Genomic DNA, 17,530 nt, shown 5'->3' with positions numbered 1-17,530 from the left:
CGCCGGCATCCGTCACGATGCCGGCGTCAGTGTCAGGGTGTGGGCCGTCACGGCGTCGACGGCGTCGGCGCTGAACGCCCACGGGGTGAGGGCGGCCTGCTGCCAGGTCTCGGTCTGATCGACGTAGTTCGGGTGGAAGGTGTGCCCGCTCGCGCCGGTGAGATGGTTCCACTGCGAGGCGTCGAAGTCATCGAGATCGATGACCATGCGCATCGAGGGGACCGTCGCGGTGGCGAAGCCGGAGCCGAGGCTCCAGCCGGTCGCGTTGACCACCGATGCACCGCCGCCCACGGGATACGGTCCGCGGTTGAACAGCATCTCGATCGGTGCGATGCCCGACGAGCCGAACGTGTCGCTGCGCAGGGGGAGCGCGTGCAGCGCGCCCCAGTTCCAGCGTGCCGGGTTGTCGGTCTGCAGCTCGACGAGGCGCTCGTAGGCGTCCTCGGCCGTGCGCGTGAGCATCTCGTTGCTCGTCGAGACGCCGAGGGCGTCGTTCTGCCACCACGTGGACTGCGGATCCTGCAGGATCTCGTCGACGAGCAGGAACAGCCGACCCTGGCTGCCGACGGGGAGCGCCTCGTCCCGCCCGCGCACGAACAGGTTCTGCACGAGCTCGTCCCACAGCACGTTCGCGTAGGCGGCGGCTGCGGAGTCGGCGTTGTTCTGGGCATCCCACGAACGCAGCAGGTCGATGGCGGCGTCGGGTCCTTCGCGGCCCGTCGACAGATCGTGGAATGCCGCGGCGAGGCGCTTGCCCATGAAGAACTCGTTGTCGGCCTGGATGCTGCGCATGTCCTCGAGTGTCAGCTCGCCCTCGGCCGACTTGCGCTCGATGAGGTGCTGGATGCGGGCGGCGCGCCAGCCGTAGTCCCAGTCACGTGTGAGGAAGTACTCGTAGTCCGCGCCGACGACGGCGTTGTTGGCCGTCACGATGTAGCCGGTGGACGGGTTGTACACAACGGGCAGGTCCTCGAAGGGGATGTAGCCCTGCCAGTCGTATGCCGAGTCCCACCCGGGCTGCGGCAGCCAGCCGTCGCCCGCGCCGCGGAGGGGCAGCTTGCCGGGCGTCTGGTAGCCGATGTTCCCCTCGACGTCGGCATAGACGAGATTCTGCGCGGGCACATCGAAGAGCGACGCGGCGTGGCGGAACTCCTCGAAGTTCTGCGCGAGATTGAGCTCGAAGATCGCCGTCGCCGTCGATCCGGGGTTCAGCGCCGTCCACTGCAGCGAGACGGCGTACTCGCCATCCGGTGCATCCGTCGGAGCCGCGCCGTCCCCGACACGGGGGTCGTCGGCGATGCCGGTGAAGTCATCGGTCAGGCCCGACACGATCGGCCCGTGCCCGGTCGAGCGGATGACGAGCTCGACGTCGTCGCCACCGGCGACCTTGACGGTCTCGGTGCGCTCTTCGAGGGGGACGAGCTCGCCGTCGCGCCAGTACTGGTCGCCCTCGATCTTCTCGATGTAGAGGTCGGCGACGTCGGTCGTCAGGTTCGTGAAGCCCCACGCGATGCGGTCGTTGTGCCCGATGATGACGCCGGGCACGCCCGAGAAGCCGAAACCGGCGACGTCGAACGGGCAGTCGGTGGTGATGGTGTCGCAGCGCAGCGCGATCTGGTGCCACACGCTGGGGAGCGCCGCACCGAGGTGCGGGTCGTTGGCCAGGAGCGGCATCCCGCTTTCGGTCAGCTCTCCCGAGACGACCCACGAGTTCGAGCCGATGCCTTCGCCCGTGTCGCCGACGAGGGCCGCGACGGCTTCGACGACGCCGTCGACCTCGGTCCACTCGATCGAGGCGGTGGCGACCTCGACCTCGTCCGAGGCGCCCGTGCTCGGGGCGGGAGCTTCGGAGATCGTCGGCACGATGACGGGGTTCCGATCGAAGGGGTAGCCGGGGTAGAGCTCGGCCAGCTGGGTTTCGTCGAGCTCGGTCGCCAGGAGGGCCCGCGTCGTCTCGTCCTCGAGGTTCGAGCGCAGGTCCCAGGCCATGGCCTTCAGCCATGCGACCGAGTCGGCCGGCGTCCAGGGCTCGATCTCGTAATCGGGGTTCTGCAGCCCGAGCACGGCGTACTCGAACGATGCGTCTGCGCCGTCGTTCTCGGCGAGATAGGCGTTGACGCCCTCGGCGTACGCGTCGTAATAGCTGCGCGTCGTCTCGTCGAGCGCCTCGACCTCTTGCTCGGCGATCTCGCGCCAGCCCAGGGTGCGCAGGAACTTGTCGGTGCCCAGCTGCGATTCGCCGAACAGCTCGGCGACGCGTCCGCTCGTCACGTGACGACGGAAGTCCATCTCCCAGAAGCGGTCCTGGGCGTGCACGTAGCCCTGCGCGAAGAGCAGGTCGTCGGTGCTCGAGGCGGTGATGACGGGGATGCCGAGTTCATCGCGCTGCACCGTGACATCGGCGCCGACTCCGGCGACCTCGATGACGCCGTCGCGTTGCGGGAAGGAGCGCTGGATCGTCCAGACGAGCACTCCGGCTGCGATGAGGGCGATGACGGTCACACCGGCGATGACGCCGAAGACGCTCTTGCCGATGATGCGACCGACGGAGCGGCGCTTCTTCTCGGGCTCGGGCACGGCGTCGGAAATGACGGGATCAGTGACGGTATTCGTCATCGAAGGCTCTCCACGGCTCGGGCAGCAGGTGCGCCGTGTCATCCACGACGAGCCTCAGTGTCACCTTTCGGGTCGGTGTCACCGTCGAGAATCGTAACCCCGCCGACGCGAGGCGTCGAATAATCCGGAGGAATTGTGCAAAGTGGTGCTCAGCGCACCGGATGCCTGTGATTCATCCGGAGTTGTCGACGCCGCTGAGTGTCAGTCGGTGCCGAAGTCGAACGCGGCGCCCTCGGAGGCGGCCTCGGTCGCGTCGGCGAGCTCCTCGCTCGCGGCGTCCTGCGCCTCGACGTGCTCGGTGATCTCGCCCGCTTCGCCGGCGTGCACGCTGCCGCTGCGATGTCCCTAGCTGATGATGCTGGGCTCCAGATCGCGCAGCGTCCGGTGGTGGGTCTGCCTGGTGACCCCGATCACGGTCGCGATGATCGCGACCGCGAACCATCCGCCCAGCACCAGCAGATCGGTGCCGACGCGAGCGAGATCGCCGCCGTACATGAGCTGTCGGAGCGCATCCACCACGTAGCTCATGGGCAGCAGGTGATGCACTTCGGCCAGGGGCGTGGGCAGCGTCTGCCAGGGGAAGGTGCCGCCCGCGGTGACCAGCTGCAGCACCATCAGGACGAGCGCGAGGAACTGCCCGACCTCGCCGAGCCAGATGTTCAGCGCCAGGATGATCACCGTATAGGTCATCGACGCCACCACCAGGATGCCGAGGGTGGCGGCCGGGTTCGCGAACCGGAAGCCGAGTGCGAGCGAGAGGACGCCGAACAGCCCTACCATCTGGATCGCGCCGAGCAGCGCCGGCGTCGCCCAGCCCGCGAGGGACACGCGGAAAGGCGAGTGCAGAGCGGTGACCGCACGGCGGGAGACCGGCTTGACGATGAGGAAGAGCGCGTAGACGCCGATCCATGCCGCCAATGCGGCGAAGAAGGGCGCGAGTCCCGCACCGTAGTTCTGGGCTTCGGCGAGGGTCGTGGTATCGGTCGCGACGGGATTGCTGAGGGTGGTCGCCTGCTTCTGCCTGGTCGCCTCATCGCTGTCCGGCAGCTGCGCGACACCGTCCGAGAGCCCGGACTCCAGTTGGGACGCGCCGTCGGCCAGCTCGACGAGCCCGCTGTCCAGAGCCGACGCGCCGTCGCGCAGGCGTGCGGCTCCGTCGGCAGCCGTGCCGGTGCCGGTGGCGAGCTCCGCGCTGCCCGCAGCGACCTCCTGCGCCCCGGAGGAGAGCCGGTCGATCTGGCCCACGGCCGTCTGGACGCGCTGGTCGACCTCGACGATCCCCTGGCCGACGGGTTCGAGGCGCTTGAGCACCTCGTCGATCGTCGCCTGGTCGAGGCCGGCCGCTGCGAGCCGCTGGGCGATGTCGGCACGCAGCTTCGGAAGGTCGGCCACCGCGGTCGAGGCGGCCGCGCCGATGCGCCGCGCAATCGCGTCGATCTCCTCCGTGCCGGCCGCGACCTGGCTCGCACCCGCCGCAAGGCGTGCGGCACCGTCGCGGAGCGTCACCCCGCCGTCGGCGAGTTCGGCCGCGCCGGAGACGAGCTGGCTCGACCCGGACTGCGCCGTGCCGAGACCGTCCACCAGCTGCTGCGCGCCGCTGGCCGCTTGGACCAGCTGCACGCGGATCGTGTTCAGGTCGTCGAGGACGGTGAGTCCGGCTTCGCTGATGACCTCTTCGGCCACCGTGGACTGGATCCGCTGGATCGCCTGGTTCCCGATCGTGGTGGCGAGGTAGTTGTTCGCGTCGTTGGTGCGCAGGATCAGATCCGCCTGGTGCGGATCGGAGGAGTTGATCGACGCGATGGCGGAGGAGAAGTCGGCGGGGATCTCGATGGCGAAGTCGTACGTCCCCTCGTCCAGCCCGGTGTTGGCGGTCGCGGCATCCACCCGCTGGAAATCGAACGTGGCGTCCTTGATCAGCTCGTCCGCCACTTCGTCGCCGATGTTGCGCGCGGTTCCGCTGATCTCCGCCCCGGTGTCTTCCACGACGAGCGCGACGGGGATCTCCGCCAGCCGGCCGTACGGGTCCTGATTCGCCCAGAGGTACAGCCCGCCGTAGAGGATCGGCACGATCAGCAGCGCCAGCAGTGCGAGCAGCGACATCGGGGTGGAGACCAACCGGCGGAGCTCCGCGAGGATCATCTGCGGGATCTTCATGATCGCCCCTAACGCGGTGGTCGTTGCGGCGTCGATCCCTGGATCACGGGCACGGTGGGCTCGCCGCTCTGCGCCCAGGCGGCCTCGCGTTCCTCGTCGGCGCCGAGGGCGGTGTCGAGGGCTGCCTCGGCCTCCGCGATCTCCTGAAGGTGCCGCTCGTGCAGGATCGTCCACTGCGACGCGCGCCCGGCGATCACCAGCACGGCCAGGCCGCGGTCGGCGAACTCCTGCGCGAGCCGCCACCAGGCCAGGGGCTCCCCGCCGTGGCGGTCGGGAGCGACCAGGACGAATCCCTTCACCCCCGCGCGCAGCACCGCGAGCTCGCACAGCACGCGCAGTCGCGCGGGGGGCTCCACGTTGGCGATCGGGGTCGTGGCGAGCGATCGCAGGCCGAGTCCGTCCAGCCAGTGCAAGGCGGCCACAGGATTGGACCGCCGGCCCGCGAACATCAGCTCCTCTTCGACCACGCCGAGCAGCAGCACGTTGGAGTCGGGGTCCGACACGTTGGGAGCGTCCACCAGGGCGACGCTCTTGCGCAGGGCCTCGGCATCCTCCCGCCCGTCGATGGTGACCGTGCCGGAGTCCGGGCGCATGCGCCCCGAGGCGAGCAGGCCGAGCACCGTCGGGCGCTGCTCCGTCTCCGCGGCCGCCAACTCCGCCCGGCCGGTCTCGTAGGTCACCGAGGTCTCGGGGAGCGCCCGGGCCTTTCGGCCCTTGGACACGCGGCGCAGCTCGACGCGCATCAGGCGTCCTGGTGAATGTCCGGCTCCGCGCGGGTGATGATCACGGCACCAGGCTACGAAGTTGCCCTCGAGTCTGCAACGGACCTTCGAGGAAAGGTCAGTCGGTGCCGAAGTCGAAGGCGGAGCCCTCGGATGCCTCGTCCACCGCGTCCGCGAGAGCCTCGCGCTCCGCATCGAAAGGCTGGGCGTGCTCGGTGATCTCGTCGGCCTCGCCGGCGGTGACGCGACCCACGAGCTCGCCGGTCGCGCCGCCGAGGAGGCCCATGCCGGCGTACTGCTCGAGCCGCGCGCGCGAGTCGGCGATGTCGAGGTTGCGCATCGTGAGCTGGCCGATGCGGTCGGTCGGACCGAATGCGGCGTCGCCGACGCGCTCCATCGAGAGCTTCTCGGGCCCGTACGACATCGCCGGGGCGGTCGTGTCCAGGATCGTCCAGTCGTCGCCGCGGCGCAGACGCAGCGTGACGGTGCCGGTGATGGTCGAGCCGACCCACTTCTGGATCGACTCGCGCAGCATGAGCGACTGCGGCTCGAGCCAGCGGCCCTCGTACATCAGGCGGCCGAGACGGCGGCCCTGCTCGTGGTACGTCGCGAGGGTGTCTTCGTTCAGGATGCTGTTGACGAGGCGCTCGTATGCGATGAACAGCAACGCCATGCCCGGGGCTTCGTAGATGCCGCGCGACTTCGCCTCGATGACGCGGTTCTCGATCTGGTCGCTCATGCCGAGGCCGTGGCGGCCACCGATGCGGTTCGCCTCGAAGACGAGCTCGACGGGGTCGGAGAACGTCACGCCGTTGAGCGCGACGGGGCGGCCCTGCTCGAACGTGACCGAGACGTCTTCCGTCTCGATCGCGACGGCGGGGTCCCAGTAGCGCACGCCCATGATGGGCTCGACGGTCTCGAGCGACACGTCGAGGTGCTCGAGGGTCTTCGCCTCGTGCGTCGCGCCCCAGATGTTCGCGTCGGTGGAGTAGGCCTTCTCGGCCGAGTCGCGGTACGGGAAGCCGTGCTCGACGAGCCACTCGCTCATCTCCTGCCGGCCGCCGAGCTCGGTCACGAAGTCGGCGTCGAGCCACGGCTTGTAGATGCGCAGCGCGGGGTTGGCGAGAAGCCCGTAGCGGTAGAACCGCTCGATGTCGTTGCCCTTGTAGGTCGAGCCGTCGCCCCAGATGTCGACGCCGTCCTCTTTCATGGCGCGCACGAGCAGTGTGCCGGTCACGGCGCGGCCGAGCGGCGTCGTGTTGAAGTAGGTCTTGCCGCCCGAGCGGATGTGGAAGGCGCCGCATGCGAGGGCGACGAAGCCCTCTTCGACCAGGGCGGTCTTGCAGTCGACGATCCGCGCGATCTCGGCGCCGTACTCGAGGGCACGGCCGGGGATCGCCTCGATGTCGTCTTCGTCGGGCTGGCCGAGGTCGCCCGTGTAGGTGCAGGGGACAGCGCCCTTGTCACGCATCCAGGCGACGGCGACCGACGTGTCGAGCCCTCCGGAGAAGGCGATGCCGACGCGCTCGCCGACGGGCAGGGACTGAAGGACCTTCGACATGGGCTCAATCCTACTGAGCCCGCGCGGCACAGACTCACCGCGATCCGGCTCGGTCGGGCCGGGTGCTGGTCAGCCCAGCGTGACGCCCGTGATCGTGACGGTTGTCGCAGGGGCCCCATCGGATGCCCCATCGGTCGTGCCTGCCGCGGCGACGGCGCGCACGACGTCGAGTCCCTCGGCCGACAGCTCGCCGAAGACCGTGTACGACGGCGGCAGCGCCGTGTCCTCATAGACGAGGAAGAACTGCGAGCCGTTCGTGTCGGGTCCGGCGTTGGCCATCGCGATCGTGCCGGCGGGGTAGGTCTCGCCACCGTCGAGTTCGTCGGCGTAGCTGTAGCCCGGGCCCCCGCGCCCGGTGCCCGACGGGTCGCCGCACTGCAGGACGAAGATGCCGGCGGTCGTCAGCCGGTGGCACGTCGAGTCGTCGTAGTAGCCCTGTTCGGCGAGCGAGATGAAGCTGCCGACCGTGCAGGGCGTGCGCTCCGCGTCGAGCGTGAGCGGGATGTCGCCCGCCGAGGTCTGCAGAGTCGCCTCGACGGTTTCGGATGCCTCGGGTGCGGCATCGGGGAACTGCACATCGCGCACCGCGCCCGAGCTCTCGACGTACTCGCAGCCCGACGCGCCCGCATCCGAGCTTTCGGCGGGGGCGGCTCCGGGGGAGTCCGAGGAGCAGCCCGCGAGGGCGAACAGCGTGAGGGCGGTCAGGGACAGGGCAGCCAGGCGTTTGCGCACCGTTCCACCCTAAAGCGCGGTGCGGATGCGATCACACGAGAGGTCGGTGGGGGTCGCCCTCGATAGGATGGGATATCACCGTCCGATAACGGGGGAGTAGCCCATGCCAGGCATCGTGATCGTCGGGGTCCAGTGGGGAGACGAGGGCAAGGGTAAGGCCACCGACCTGCTCGGGGAACGCACCGACTGGGTCGTCAAGTTCAACGGCGGAAACAACGCCGGTCACACCGTCGTGATCGGTGATGAGAAGTACGCCCTGCACCTGCTGCCGTCGGGCATTCTGTCGCCCGGGGTCAACGCCGTCATCGGCAACGGCGTCGTGGTCGACCTCGAGGTGCTCTTCGCCGAGCTAGGGGCGCTGCGCGCGCGCGGCGTCGACACGTCGCGCCTCAAGGTGAGCGCCAATGCGCACATCATCACGCAGTACCACCGCACGCTCGACAAGGTCACGGAGCGGTTCCTGGGCAAGCGCCAGATCGGAACGACCGGCCGCGGTATCGGGCCGACGTACGCCGACAAGATCAACCGCGTCGGCATCCGCGTGCAGGACCTGTTCGACGAGAAGATTCTGCGCCAGAAGGTCGAAGGCGCGCTCGACCAGAAGAACCATCTGCTCGTCAAGGTGTTCAACCGCCGCGCCATCACCGTCGATGAGGTCGTCGACGACCTGCTGTCGTACGCCGATCGTGTGGGCCCCATGGTCGCCGACACGTCGCTGCTGCTCAACGACGCACTCGACCGCGGCGAGGTCGTCGTCTTCGAGGGCGGTCAGGCCACGATGCTCGACGTCGACCACGGCACCTACCCCTTCGTCACGTCGTCGTCCGCGACGGCGGGAGGAGCCGCGACGGGATCGGGCGTCGGCCCGAATCGTCTCGACCGCATCGTCGGGATCGTCAAGGCCTATACGACGCGCGTCGGCTCGGGCCCGTTCCCGACCGAACTGTTCGACGAGCAGGGCGACTGGCTGCGTTCGCGCGGCTTCGAGTTCGGCACGACGACGGGTCGCCCGCGTCGCGTCGGCTGGTACGACGCGCCCATCACCCGCTACGCGACCCGCATCAACGGCATCACCGATCTCGTGCTGACCAAGCTCGACATCCTGACGGGCCTCGAGCAAATCCCCGTGTGCGTCGCCTACGACGTCGACGGGGTGCGGTTCGACGAGATGCCCGTCAATCAGTCCGATGTGCATCACGCGACGCCGATCCTGGAGTACTTCCCCGGCTGGTCGCAGGACATCTCGGGTGCTCGCACCTTCGAAGACCTGCCGCTCGCGGCGCAGGAGTACGTGCTCGCGCTCGAGGAGATGAGCGGAACGCGCATCTCGGTCATCGGTGTGGGGCCGTCGCGCGACGCTGTCATCGTGCGCCGAGACCTGCTCGACTGATGCGCCTGCGGCCCTCGAGCTCACCGAAGGGGCGCCCGTGAGGTTCCTCGTCGGCGGCTACTCACGCGACAAGGACGGCTCCGCCACCGGTATCGGGATGCTGATCGCCGGCGCCGCCGACGATCACCTGGCCGGTGGCACCCTGCGCCATGCGGGTGAGGTCGCCGACGCCGTCTCGCCGTCGTGGCTCACCGCGCACCCGACCCTCGAGGTCGTCTACGCCGCGCTCGAGACAACGGGCCTCGTGCAGGCGTTCCAGCGCACGGGCGAGGCGACGTTCCGTCCGCTCGGCGAACCCGTGACCGCCGGCGACGCGGTGTGCCACATCGCCGTGTCGCCCGATGCGCGCTTCGCCCTGGCGAGCTGCTGGGGCGACGGTCGCGTCGTGCGCATCCCGCTCGATGCGACGGGGCGCCCGGGTGCTCCGGAGATTCTGCCGGGGGCGGCCCCGCCGGGCGAAGGCGTGGCCGAGCCGTCGCACTCCGCCGACATCGATCTCGCTGCCGCCGCCCGAGCGCTGCGCGACGCCGCCGGCGCCGAGTACGCGCACCTGGTGCCCGACTACGACGAACCCGACCCGGACGCCGCCGCTGAGGCGCCCGCATCCCGCCCCTCGCGTGCGCATCACGCCGTCGCGCTGGCGGGCGGTGTCTTCGCCTCGACGGACCTCGGCCTCGACCTCGTGAGGTTCTGGCGGCAGGACGGCGATCGTCTCGTGCCGGCACAGGCCGTCGCCCTGCCCCGGGGCACGGGGCCGCGGCATGCCGTGTGGCATCCGAGCGGACACCTGTACGTCAATACGGAGCTGTCGAACGAGGTGTACGTGCTCGCGTGGCACCCGGAGGCCGCTCAGGGGCGAGGCCGCTGGCGCGTCGTCGCCGCGACTGCGGTCGGCCCGACGCTCGAGACCGACACGGGCGCCGAGCTCGCGATGTCGCGCGACGGCGACTTCGTCTATGCGGGGGTGCGGGGCAGCGACACGGTCGCGACGCTGCGCGTGCGTGGCGCGGGTGAGTCGCTGGATCCGGTGGCCCTCGTCGAGGCCGGCGTCACCTGGCCCCGGCACCACCTGGTCGTGCGCGACACACTGCTCGTCGCGGGCGAGCGTTCAAACGACGTCGCGTCGCTCGCCCTCGACGCCCGCACGGGCGTGCCGGGCCGTGTGCGCCACCGCGCAGCGGTGCCCAGCCCGACCTGCCTCGTCCCGATCGCCGGCTGAACCCGGTCGACGAGACTCGGCTCGGCGCTAGACCTTCGCGTCCTGTTTCGGGATCAGGATCTGCTTGATGATGAGCAGGATCGATGCGGTAACGGGGATCGCGACCAGCGCCCCGAGCAGGCCGAGCAGCGTGCCGCCCACGAGCGCGCCGATGACGACGAGCGATCCCGGCACCGAGATGGTGCGGTTCATGACGCGGGGAGTGAGGACGTATGCCTCGAGTTGCATGTAAACGAGATAGATCGCCGCGAACAGCAGGGCCGGCAGCCATCCCGTGAACAGGGCGATGATCGTCGCTGTTCCCCAGTACAGCACCGAACCGACGAGCGGGATGAGCGTGATGCAGAACGCGACGACGGCCATCAGCGCGGGGAAGGGCAGCCCCAGTGCGAGGTGAAGGATGAGCGCAACCATCGAGTTGCAGAACGCCAGGATGACCATCCCCATCAGGTAGCCACCGATCGAGTCGGTGATCTCATCGGTGAGTGCGCTGGCCTGCGGGCGGTTGCGTGCGGCGAACACGCGGTTGAACGCCTTCTTCATCGTCGGCAGCGACGCGAGGAAGTACAGGCTCAGCACGAGGACGATGACCAGGCCCGAGATCGTCGTGGCGATCGAGGCGCCGACCTGCAGCAGTCCTCCGCCGATCGATGCGATGTTCGAGGGGTTGGTGATGAACGACTGGACCTGGTTGAGGATCGTGCCGACCTGGTCGCCGAAGTTCTCCTGCAGGGAGTGGTACAGGTCGGACTTCTGGAAGTCGCCGATGAGCGACGGCACGTCCTTGACGAACTGCGCGATCTGCTGGATGACCGTCGGCACGATGAGCAGGAGCACGCCGGCCATGAGGATCGCGAAGCCCGTGTAGACGATGACGATGCCCCACGAGCGCTTCACCGAGTGCCTCTCGAGCCATCGCACGATCGGGTCGAGCCCGAGCGCCGCGAACAGCGCGAACACGATGTAGATCAGGACGGTGGAGAGGTTCGTGATGGCCAGGCCGAGGGCGACCGCCGCGAGCCCGCCGAGCACGAGGAAGAACCCCGCGACGAAGGGACGATTGAGCGTCGTCCAGTAGCTGCGCGAGGCCGGTGCCTCTCCGGTGGAAGTCAGCATCGCCTCTGCCGGCACATCGTGTGCGGGCGGCGCGGCCACCGTGCCCGAAGGCAGGGGTGATGCAGGTGGCGGAGTGGACGCATCCGGAACATCGGTCATGGGTCACACTCTAGAGCCGGCGGGCCTTGCCGCGAGGGTAATCTCGACGCATGAGCGACGAGGACCCGACAACGATGCTGCTGCGTCTGCGCAGCAGCATCGACAACGTCGACGCTGCGCTGATCTTTCTGCTCGCCGAGCGCTTCAAGTGCACGAAGCAGGTCGGTCAGCTGAAGGCCGAATATGGGATGCCGCCCTCCGACCCCGCTCGCGAGGAGCAGCAGCTCGAGCGCCTGCGCCGTCTGGCCGAAGACGCCGACCTCGATCCGGCGTTCGCCGAGAAGTGGTTCAACTTCGTCGTGGCCGAGGTCATCCGCCACCACACCGAAGCGGCCGACGGGCGCTGAGGCCCGCCGGCCGCCTCGGCGGCATCCGCTCTACGGAGTGGCACGTCGCAATGTCAGATACGACGTCCCGGCCAGTACGGCGATCAGCGCGAATCCCCACAGTGCGAGCCCCAGCGCGCCCGTCGCCATGATCCACGAAAAGAGGTCGGACCAGGCGTTCTGCTGCCCCACGATCCACAGCAGCCCGAGAAGGATCAGAGAGATTCCGAGGATCACGGTCGTCAGCACGGCCGTGCCGAACCTCTTGAAGATCGTGGCGCCCCAGAACCCCACGATGAAGAACAGCATGGCGAGGGTGAAGAAGCACAGGCCCGCGGCGGCGGGGCCGCCCTCCCAGACCCAGGGCAGATAGAAGAAGTACCCGTTCATGCCCCAGCCGTTCGTGGCCTGCTCGAACAGCCCGCCGAGGACGAAGATCAGGGCGAGGATCGCCGACGTGAGCATCGCCGTGAGAAGCGTCCCGAGATAGAACTCCCGCCGCGTGACGCTCATCGCCTGCGAGAAGGGGAACGTCATCGTCAATGCCTGCGCACCGACGATGGCGAAGTACCACAGCGGGGCCTGTGCGCCGCCGCCGTACATCGCGGTGGCGACGCCCGCGTTCGAGATGATGCCGTAGATCCCCAGGGTGATGACGAGCGAGCCGACGAGCACGAGCAGGGGAACCCAGATGTAGGTCTGACGGTTGATCAGCTGCATGCGGACGACATTGAGGGTGCGGCTCATCGGAGTGCTCCTTCGTCGAGGGTGGACTTTTCCTGCGCGTGCTGTGTCATGCGCACGATGAGCTGCTGCAGGGAGACGGGCGCGACGTCGAGACCCGCCGCGGTGAGGCGTGCGCGGTCCTCGGGGCTGAGTGCACCGAGCACCGTCGCGGATGAGACGCGGCCCAGGCTCTCGCGGTGGATCACCTCACGGCCGACGACGAAGGCGTCGACGGCTGCCGAGTCGCCGACGATGTTCGTGGCCCGATCGCGCACCGAGTCGGTGTCTTCGTCCATCACGATGCGGCCGCGGTCGATCACGAGGACCCGCTCGATGAGATTGGACACTTCGTCGATGAGATGGCTCGACAGGATGACTGTCCGCGGCACGATGGCGTAGTCCTCGAGGAGCCGGTCATAGAAGATCTGCCGAGCGACGGCGTCGAGACCGAGGTAGGGCTCGTCGAAGAACGTGATCTCGGCGCGAGCGGCAAGTCCGATCACCACGCCGACGGCCGAGAGCTGACCGCGGGAGAGCTTCTTGATCGTCTTCTTGAGCGGCAGCTGGAAGTCGTCGATCAACTGATCTGCGAGCTCCTGATCCCAGTTCGGGAAGAACAGGCGTGCCGAGCGGAAGGCGTGCCGCGGCGTCGCATCCTCGGGGTACTTCTGACTCTCCCGCACGAAGCACATCCGCTGCAGGACCCGCGCGTTCTCGTACGGGTTGGCGCCGAAGACGCGGATGTCGCCCGACGTCGCGAAGTTCTGCGCCGTGAGGATCGACATGACCGTCGTCTTGCCGGCACCGTTGCGACCGAGGAGTCCGTAGATCCGGTCTTTCTCGATCGTGAAACTCACGTCATCGACGGCGAGCGTCTCGCGGTACCGCTTCGTGAGGTTCTTCACCTCGATCACTGGGTTCATCGTGCGGGTCCTTCCATGGTGGTCTTTCGCGCTGCGCGGTCTCGCAGCAGAGAAGCGAGGTCGGCGGCGTCGAGTCCGATCGTGCGCGCCTCGTCCAGAAGCGGGTCGAGGTAGCGTTCGGCGAACGCGGCGCGGCGCTCCGACAGGAGCATTTCGCGCGCGCCGTCGGCGACGAACATCCCGATGCCGCGACGCTTGTGGAGCACGCCCTTGTCGACGAGCATGTTGATCCCTTTCGCGGCCGTCGCGGGGTTGATGCGGTAGAAGGCGGCCAGCTCGTTGGTGGACGGGGCCTGGCTCTCTTCGGCCAGGCTGCCGTCGACGATCGAGTCCTCGACGCGTTCCGCTATCTGCAGGAACAGCGCTCTGCCGTCAGCGATCACATGAACCTCACTGGGTTGGTTACTTACTTGACTAGCTAACCATGCATCAAGGCCGACCGCTTGTCAACCGCCCCGCGGATTTGGGCGACTCCAAGCCAGCCGACTAGGGTCGGTCGAGGCCTTCCGAGGCCACGCACGACCAGTCCGCGACCGCCATGCCGCACCTTCTGGGAGCCGGCGACTGGGGGCGTACGGTCGGCGGTCCAGGCGACGGACCCGATGTGTGTCGCCGCGCGCGGCCTTCTGACCCTTCATGTCAGTGCAGGCGCATCCAGGATCGTCACCCGGGCGTAACCGATGCCGCTCCGAGGCAGGACGCGGCCGAGGCGAAGCACGTGAGCACAGCACCTGACACCGTTCCCGCCATCGAGGCACGGAACATCTACAAGGTCTTCGGACGCAACCCGAGGGATGCCGTCAAGCGGCTCCGCGCCGGCGAGTCCCGGGCCGACGTGAGCGACGTCGGGACGGCGGCCGTCATCGATGCCGGATTCACCGTCGCCCCGGGCGAGATCTTCGTCATCATGGGCTTGTCCGGGTCCGGCAAGTCCACCATCATCCGGATGCTCAATGGGCTGCACGACGCCACGGCCGGCACCATCTCGGTGTACGGCGACCCCATCACCGACATCCCGCCGAATCGTCTGCGCGAGCTGCGTCGCGATCGGATCTCGATGGTCTTCCAGCACTTCGCTCTGCTGCCGCACCGCACCGTCGCCGCGAACGTCGCCTATCCCCTCGAGCTGCGCGGAGTGTCCAAGGCCGAGCGCGTCGCCAAGGCCCACGCGATGCTCGCGCTCGTCGGGCTCACGGGCTGGGGCGACAAGCTGCCGGCCCAGCTGTCGGGAGGCATGAAGCAGCGCGTCGGCATCGCGCGAGCGCTCGCCGCCGACACCGACATCCTGCTCATGGACGAAGCGTTCAGCGCTTTGGACCCGCTCATCCGCCGCGAGATGCAGGAGCAGCTGCTCGAGCTGCAGCAGAAGCTGCAGAAGACCATCGTCTTCATCACGCACGACCTCAACGAGGCGATGTTCCTCGGCGACCGGATCGCCGTCATGCGCGACGGGCGCATCGTGCAGACGGGCACCCCCGAAGACATCCTCACCGACCCCGCGAACGACTACGTCGAGCAGTTCGTCCAGGATGTCGACCGCGCGCGCGTGCTCACGGCTGCCAACGTGATGGAGCGACCGCGGCCCGTCGTCACCGACACGGCCGGGCCGCGCACGGCGTTGCGCCAGATGCGGGATGCCTACATGTCCGCCCTGTACGTCATGGGCCGCGACCGGCGCCTGCTGGGGATCGTGACCGATCGCGACGCCGTCAGGCTCGTACGACAGGGCACGACGACCCTCGCCTCGATCATCAAGCCTGTGCCGCAGAGCGTGCGCGAAGACGAAGTGCTCATGAACCTCTTCGTGCCGGCGGTCGAGTCGCCGCTGCCCTTGGCCGTCACCGACACGGAAGACCGCCTCGTCGGCGTCATCCCCCGCGTGACGCTGCTCGCCGCGCTCGGCCCCGGCCCCGGTGCGACGGAAGAGATCGCGCTGCCGCTGCCGCCCGTTCCGCAGGCCGAGATCGACGCCGTCCTTGGTGAGGCCGACGCCGTCGCCCAAGAGGCCGGCGACGGCGAGGCGGTGCGCTGATGGATGGCTTCCGGATTCCGATCGGCAGTTGGGCGAAGGCCGTCATCGACTGGATCAAAGCGAACCTCGATTGGCTGCTGGACGGTGTCGCCGATGGCGCGCGCTGGCTCGTCTCGGGGCTCACCGACGTGCTGCTGGCCACCCCCGTGCCGCTCGCGATCCTTCTCTTCGCCCTGATCGGGTGGCTGGTGCGCTCGTGGCAGGTCGCGGTCGGCACCGTCATCACGTTCGTGCTCATCGTCGGCATGAACATGTGGGTGGCCTCGATGCAGACTCTCGCGCTCGTGCTCGTCGCGACGGTCGTCGCCGTGGCGATCGCGATACCTCTCGGAATCTGGGCGGCGCGCAACACCACGGTCAGCAGGATCGTGAAGCCGGTCCTCGACTTCATGCAGACGATGCCCGCGTTCGTCTACCTGATCCCCGCGATCGTGTTCTTCAGCATCGGCGTCGTGCCCGGCATGGTCGCCACCGTCATCTTCGCGCTGCCGGCAGGAGTGCGTCTGACCGAGCTCGGCATCCGGGGCGTCGATTCCGAGACAGTCGAAGCGGGGTACGCCTTCGGCGCCAAGCCCGGGCAGATCCTGCGCGGCATCCAACTGCCCCTCGCGATGCCGACCATCATGGCCGGCGTCAACCAGGTCATCATGCTCGCGTTGTCGATGGTCGTCATCGCAGGCATCGCCGGGGCCGACGGCCTCGGCAAAGAGGTCGTGGCGGCGGTATCCACCCTGAACGTGCCGCAGGGCGTCGAAGCAGGCCTCAGCGTCGTCTTCGTCGCGATCTTCCTCGACCGCGTCACAGCGGCTCTCGGCAACCCCCATGACTACCGTTCGTCGCTGCTGGGCATGCTCGCCCGGCACCGCGAGGCACGGGAGAAGGCCTCAGCAGAGGCACCCGCGATCGAGACGGTCCCCGTACCCGCCTCGTGAACACATACGGAACGCATGAACGTATACGAAAAGAAAGAGATCATATGAAACCCCGCAACATCACTGCATTCCTGGCACTCGGCGCGGCAACGAGCCTCGTGCTCGCCGGCTGCAGCAGCGACAACGGTGACAACGGATCCGACGGCGCCGACGCCGGCGCGGCCGACGAGTGCAGCACGATCACGCTCGGCTTCCTCCCCTCGTGGACGGACGGCCTGAGCACGGCATACCTGCTCGAGAACCAGCTCGAGAAGCTCGGCTACACGGTCGAGATGAACACGCTCACCGAGGCCGGCCCGCTCTACACGGCTCTGGCCGAGGGCGACATCGACATCTATCCGTCGGCCTGGCCCGAGCTGACCCACTCCGCCTACATGGATGAGTACGGCGACCGCATCGAAGACCTCGGCGCCTACTACGACAACGCCAAGCTCACGATCGCGGTGCCGACGTACATGGACATCGACTCGATCGAAGACCTTGTCGGAAACGCCGACCGTTTCAACGGCACGATCTACGGCATCGAGCCGGGCGCCGGCCTCACGCGCCAGGCGAAGGAAGAGATGATGCCCGCCTACGGGCTCGACAGCGAGTACGAGCTGGTGACGTCGTCGACCGCGGCCATGCTCACCGAGCTCGACAGCCGGATCGATGCGCAGGAGGACATCGTCGTGACGCTGTGGCGTCCGTTCTGGGCCAGCGACGCGTTCGATATCAAGGACCTCGAAGATCCGCTCGGCGCCATGGGCGACCCCGAGGCGCTGCACTTCCTGGGCACCGAGGGCTTCTCGGACCGCTGCGGCGAGGCCGCCGATCTCATCGCCGGTATTCAGCTGGACGACGCGCAGTACGGCGCGCTCGAAGACCTCGTCGTGAACGAGTTCGACGAGGGCCAGGAGCGCGAGGCGGTCCAGGCATGGCTCGACGCGAACCCCGACGCATTCGACACCGTCATCACGAACTGATGGTCTGAACCGAA

16 protein-coding genes are annotated in these 17,530 nt (G+C 68.3%); 6 read left to right on the top strand and 10 right to left on the bottom strand.

The features are described 5' to 3' along the window. Positions 1 to 12: 12 nt before the first annotated feature. The 6 genes from AC25Y0_RS07865 to AC25Y0_RS07840 form a co-directional block, all read right to left on the bottom strand. Entirely contained in the window at positions 13 to 2,616 is a 2,604-nt protein-coding gene (locus AC25Y0_RS07865) for a penicillin acylase family protein (protein WP_488134476.1), read from the bottom strand. 201 nt (positions 2,617 to 2,817) lie between these two features. After that, positions 2,818 to 2,943 (bottom strand): hypothetical protein, encoded by a 126-nt coding sequence (locus AC25Y0_RS07860; RefSeq protein WP_488123698.1) that lies wholly within the window; start codon positions 2,941 to 2,943, stop codon positions 2,818 to 2,820. An 18-nt stretch (positions 2,944 to 2,961) separates the two neighbouring features. Further along, positions 2,962 to 4,773, bottom strand: a complete 1,812-nt coding sequence (locus tag AC25Y0_RS07855) for a YhgE/Pip family protein (RefSeq protein WP_488134475.1) — start codon at positions 4,771 to 4,773, stop codon at positions 2,962 to 2,964. Positions 4,774 to 4,781: 8 nt separating this feature from the next. Next, positions 4,782 to 5,516, bottom strand: a complete 735-nt coding sequence (locus AC25Y0_RS07850; RefSeq protein ID WP_488123700.1) for a hypothetical protein — start codon at positions 5,514 to 5,516, stop codon at positions 4,782 to 4,784. Between the two features lie 97 nt (positions 5,517 to 5,613). Beyond that, the gene (gene argG / locus AC25Y0_RS07845; protein ID WP_488123701.1) at positions 5,614 to 7,056 is read right to left on the bottom strand and encodes an argininosuccinate synthase; all 1,443 of its coding nucleotides are present in this window, start codon (positions 7,054 to 7,056) and stop codon (positions 5,614 to 5,616) included. A gap of 69 nt (positions 7,057 to 7,125) precedes the next feature. Further along, a complete protein-coding gene (locus AC25Y0_RS07840) occupies positions 7,126 to 7,788 on the bottom strand; it encodes a peptidylprolyl isomerase (protein ID WP_488123702.1) in 663 nt (220 codons plus the stop codon). A 103-nt stretch (positions 7,789 to 7,891) separates the two neighbouring features. On the opposite strand from AC25Y0_RS07840, the gene AC25Y0_RS07835 reads away from it, so the two are divergent. Then, positions 7,892 to 9,178 carry an adenylosuccinate synthase gene (locus tag AC25Y0_RS07835; RefSeq protein WP_488123703.1) on the top strand — a complete coding sequence of 429 codons (1,287 nt, stop codon included), beginning with the start codon at positions 7,892 to 7,894 and terminating at the stop codon, positions 9,176 to 9,178. Between the two features lie 37 nt (positions 9,179 to 9,215). Beyond that, positions 9,216 to 10,397 carry a lactonase family protein gene (locus tag AC25Y0_RS07830; protein ID WP_488123704.1) on the top strand — a complete coding sequence of 394 codons (1,182 nt, stop codon included), beginning with the start codon at positions 9,216 to 9,218 and terminating at the stop codon, positions 10,395 to 10,397. 27 nt (positions 10,398 to 10,424) lie between these two features. Here the strand turns inward: AC25Y0_RS07830 and AC25Y0_RS07825 are convergent, their stop codons facing one another. Next, the gene (locus AC25Y0_RS07825; protein WP_488123705.1) at positions 10,425 to 11,612 is read right to left on the bottom strand and encodes an AI-2E family transporter; all 1,188 of its coding nucleotides are present in this window, start codon (positions 11,610 to 11,612) and stop codon (positions 10,425 to 10,427) included. A gap of 50 nt (positions 11,613 to 11,662) precedes the next feature. Here AC25Y0_RS07825 and AC25Y0_RS07820 point away from each other — a divergent pair, with 50 nt between their 5' ends. Beyond that, positions 11,663 to 11,959 (top strand): chorismate mutase, encoded by a 297-nt coding sequence (locus tag AC25Y0_RS07820; protein WP_488123706.1) that lies wholly within the window; start codon positions 11,663 to 11,665, stop codon positions 11,957 to 11,959. 30 nt (positions 11,960 to 11,989) lie between these two features. Here the strand turns inward: AC25Y0_RS07820 and AC25Y0_RS07815 are convergent, their stop codons facing one another. From AC25Y0_RS07815 to AC25Y0_RS07805, 3 genes are read right to left on the bottom strand one after another with little or no spacing between them, the layout of a single operon-like run. Beyond that, complete coding sequence (locus tag AC25Y0_RS07815; RefSeq protein WP_488123707.1) at positions 11,990 to 12,685, bottom strand: hypothetical protein; 696 nt, start codon at positions 12,683 to 12,685, stop codon at positions 11,990 to 11,992. After that, complete coding sequence (locus AC25Y0_RS07810; RefSeq protein WP_488123708.1) at positions 12,682 to 13,587, bottom strand: ABC transporter ATP-binding protein; 906 nt, start codon at positions 13,585 to 13,587, stop codon at positions 12,682 to 12,684. Before AC25Y0_RS07810 ends, AC25Y0_RS07815 begins: the two co-directional genes overlap by 4 nt. Further along, positions 13,584 to 13,970 carry a GntR family transcriptional regulator gene (locus AC25Y0_RS07805; protein WP_488123709.1) on the bottom strand — a complete coding sequence of 129 codons (387 nt, stop codon included), beginning with the start codon at positions 13,968 to 13,970 and terminating at the stop codon, positions 13,584 to 13,586. The genes AC25Y0_RS07810 and AC25Y0_RS07805 overlap by 4 nt, the downstream gene beginning before the upstream one ends. A gap of 335 nt (positions 13,971 to 14,305) precedes the next feature. On the opposite strand from AC25Y0_RS07805, the gene AC25Y0_RS07800 reads away from it, so the two are divergent. Genes AC25Y0_RS07800 through AC25Y0_RS07790 form a run of 3 tightly spaced genes read left to right on the top strand, consistent with a single transcriptional unit; the run spans position 14,306 to position 17,516 of the window. Beyond that, positions 14,306 to 15,619, top strand: coding sequence for a quaternary amine ABC transporter ATP-binding protein (locus AC25Y0_RS07800; RefSeq protein ID WP_488123710.1), 1,314 nt, complete (start codon positions 14,306 to 14,308; stop codon positions 15,617 to 15,619). Beyond that, entirely contained in the window at positions 15,619 to 16,551 is a 933-nt protein-coding gene (locus AC25Y0_RS07795) for an ABC transporter permease (protein WP_488123711.1), read from the top strand. The genes AC25Y0_RS07800 and AC25Y0_RS07795 overlap by 1 nt, the downstream gene beginning before the upstream one ends. A 44-nt stretch (positions 16,552 to 16,595) precedes the next feature. Then, positions 16,596 to 17,516, top strand: a complete 921-nt coding sequence (locus tag AC25Y0_RS07790; RefSeq protein ID WP_488123712.1) for a glycine betaine ABC transporter substrate-binding protein — start codon at positions 16,596 to 16,598, stop codon at positions 17,514 to 17,516. Positions 17,517 to 17,530: the final 14 nt, after the last annotated feature.

Source organism: Microbacterium sp. Y547 (assembly GCF_057669785.1).
The sequence above is the reverse complement of the archived record's forward strand: the minus strand, read 5'-3'. Positions and strand labels throughout refer to the sequence as shown.

What these genes read in the sequence shown, in the direction of transcription:
- AC25Y0_RS07865 (WP_488134476.1), bottom strand. Translation starts at nt 2,616, where the DNA reads ATGACGAATACCGTCACTGATCCCGTCATTTCCGACGCCGTGCCCGAG.
- AC25Y0_RS07855 (WP_488134475.1), bottom strand. Translation starts at nt 4,773, where the DNA reads ATGAAGATCCCGCAGATGATCCTCGCGGAGCTCCGCCGGTTGGTCTCC.
- AC25Y0_RS07850 (WP_488123700.1), bottom strand. Translation starts at nt 5,516, where the DNA reads ATGCGCGTCGAGCTGCGCCGCGTGTCCAAGGGCCGAAAGGCCCGGGCG.
- argG (WP_488123701.1), bottom strand. Translation starts at nt 7,056, where the DNA reads ATGTCGAAGGTCCTTCAGTCCCTGCCCGTCGGCGAGCGCGTCGGCATC.
- AC25Y0_RS07835 (WP_488123703.1), top strand. Translation starts at nt 7,892, where the DNA reads ATGCCAGGCATCGTGATCGTCGGGGTCCAGTGGGGAGACGAGGGCAAG.
- AC25Y0_RS07825 (WP_488123705.1), bottom strand. Translation starts at nt 11,612, where the DNA reads ATGACCGATGTTCCGGATGCGTCCACTCCGCCACCTGCATCACCCCTG.
- AC25Y0_RS07820 (WP_488123706.1), top strand. Translation starts at nt 11,663, where the DNA reads ATGAGCGACGAGGACCCGACAACGATGCTGCTGCGTCTGCGCAGCAGC.
- AC25Y0_RS07815 (WP_488123707.1), bottom strand. Translation starts at nt 12,685, where the DNA reads ATGAGCCGCACCCTCAATGTCGTCCGCATGCAGCTGATCAACCGTCAG.
- AC25Y0_RS07810 (WP_488123708.1), bottom strand. Translation starts at nt 13,587, where the DNA reads ATGAACCCAGTGATCGAGGTGAAGAACCTCACGAAGCGGTACCGCGAG.
- AC25Y0_RS07795 (WP_488123711.1), top strand. Translation starts at nt 15,619, where the DNA reads ATGGATGGCTTCCGGATTCCGATCGGCAGTTGGGCGAAGGCCGTCATC.
- AC25Y0_RS07790 (WP_488123712.1), top strand. Translation starts at nt 16,596, where the DNA reads ATGAAACCCCGCAACATCACTGCATTCCTGGCACTCGGCGCGGCAACG.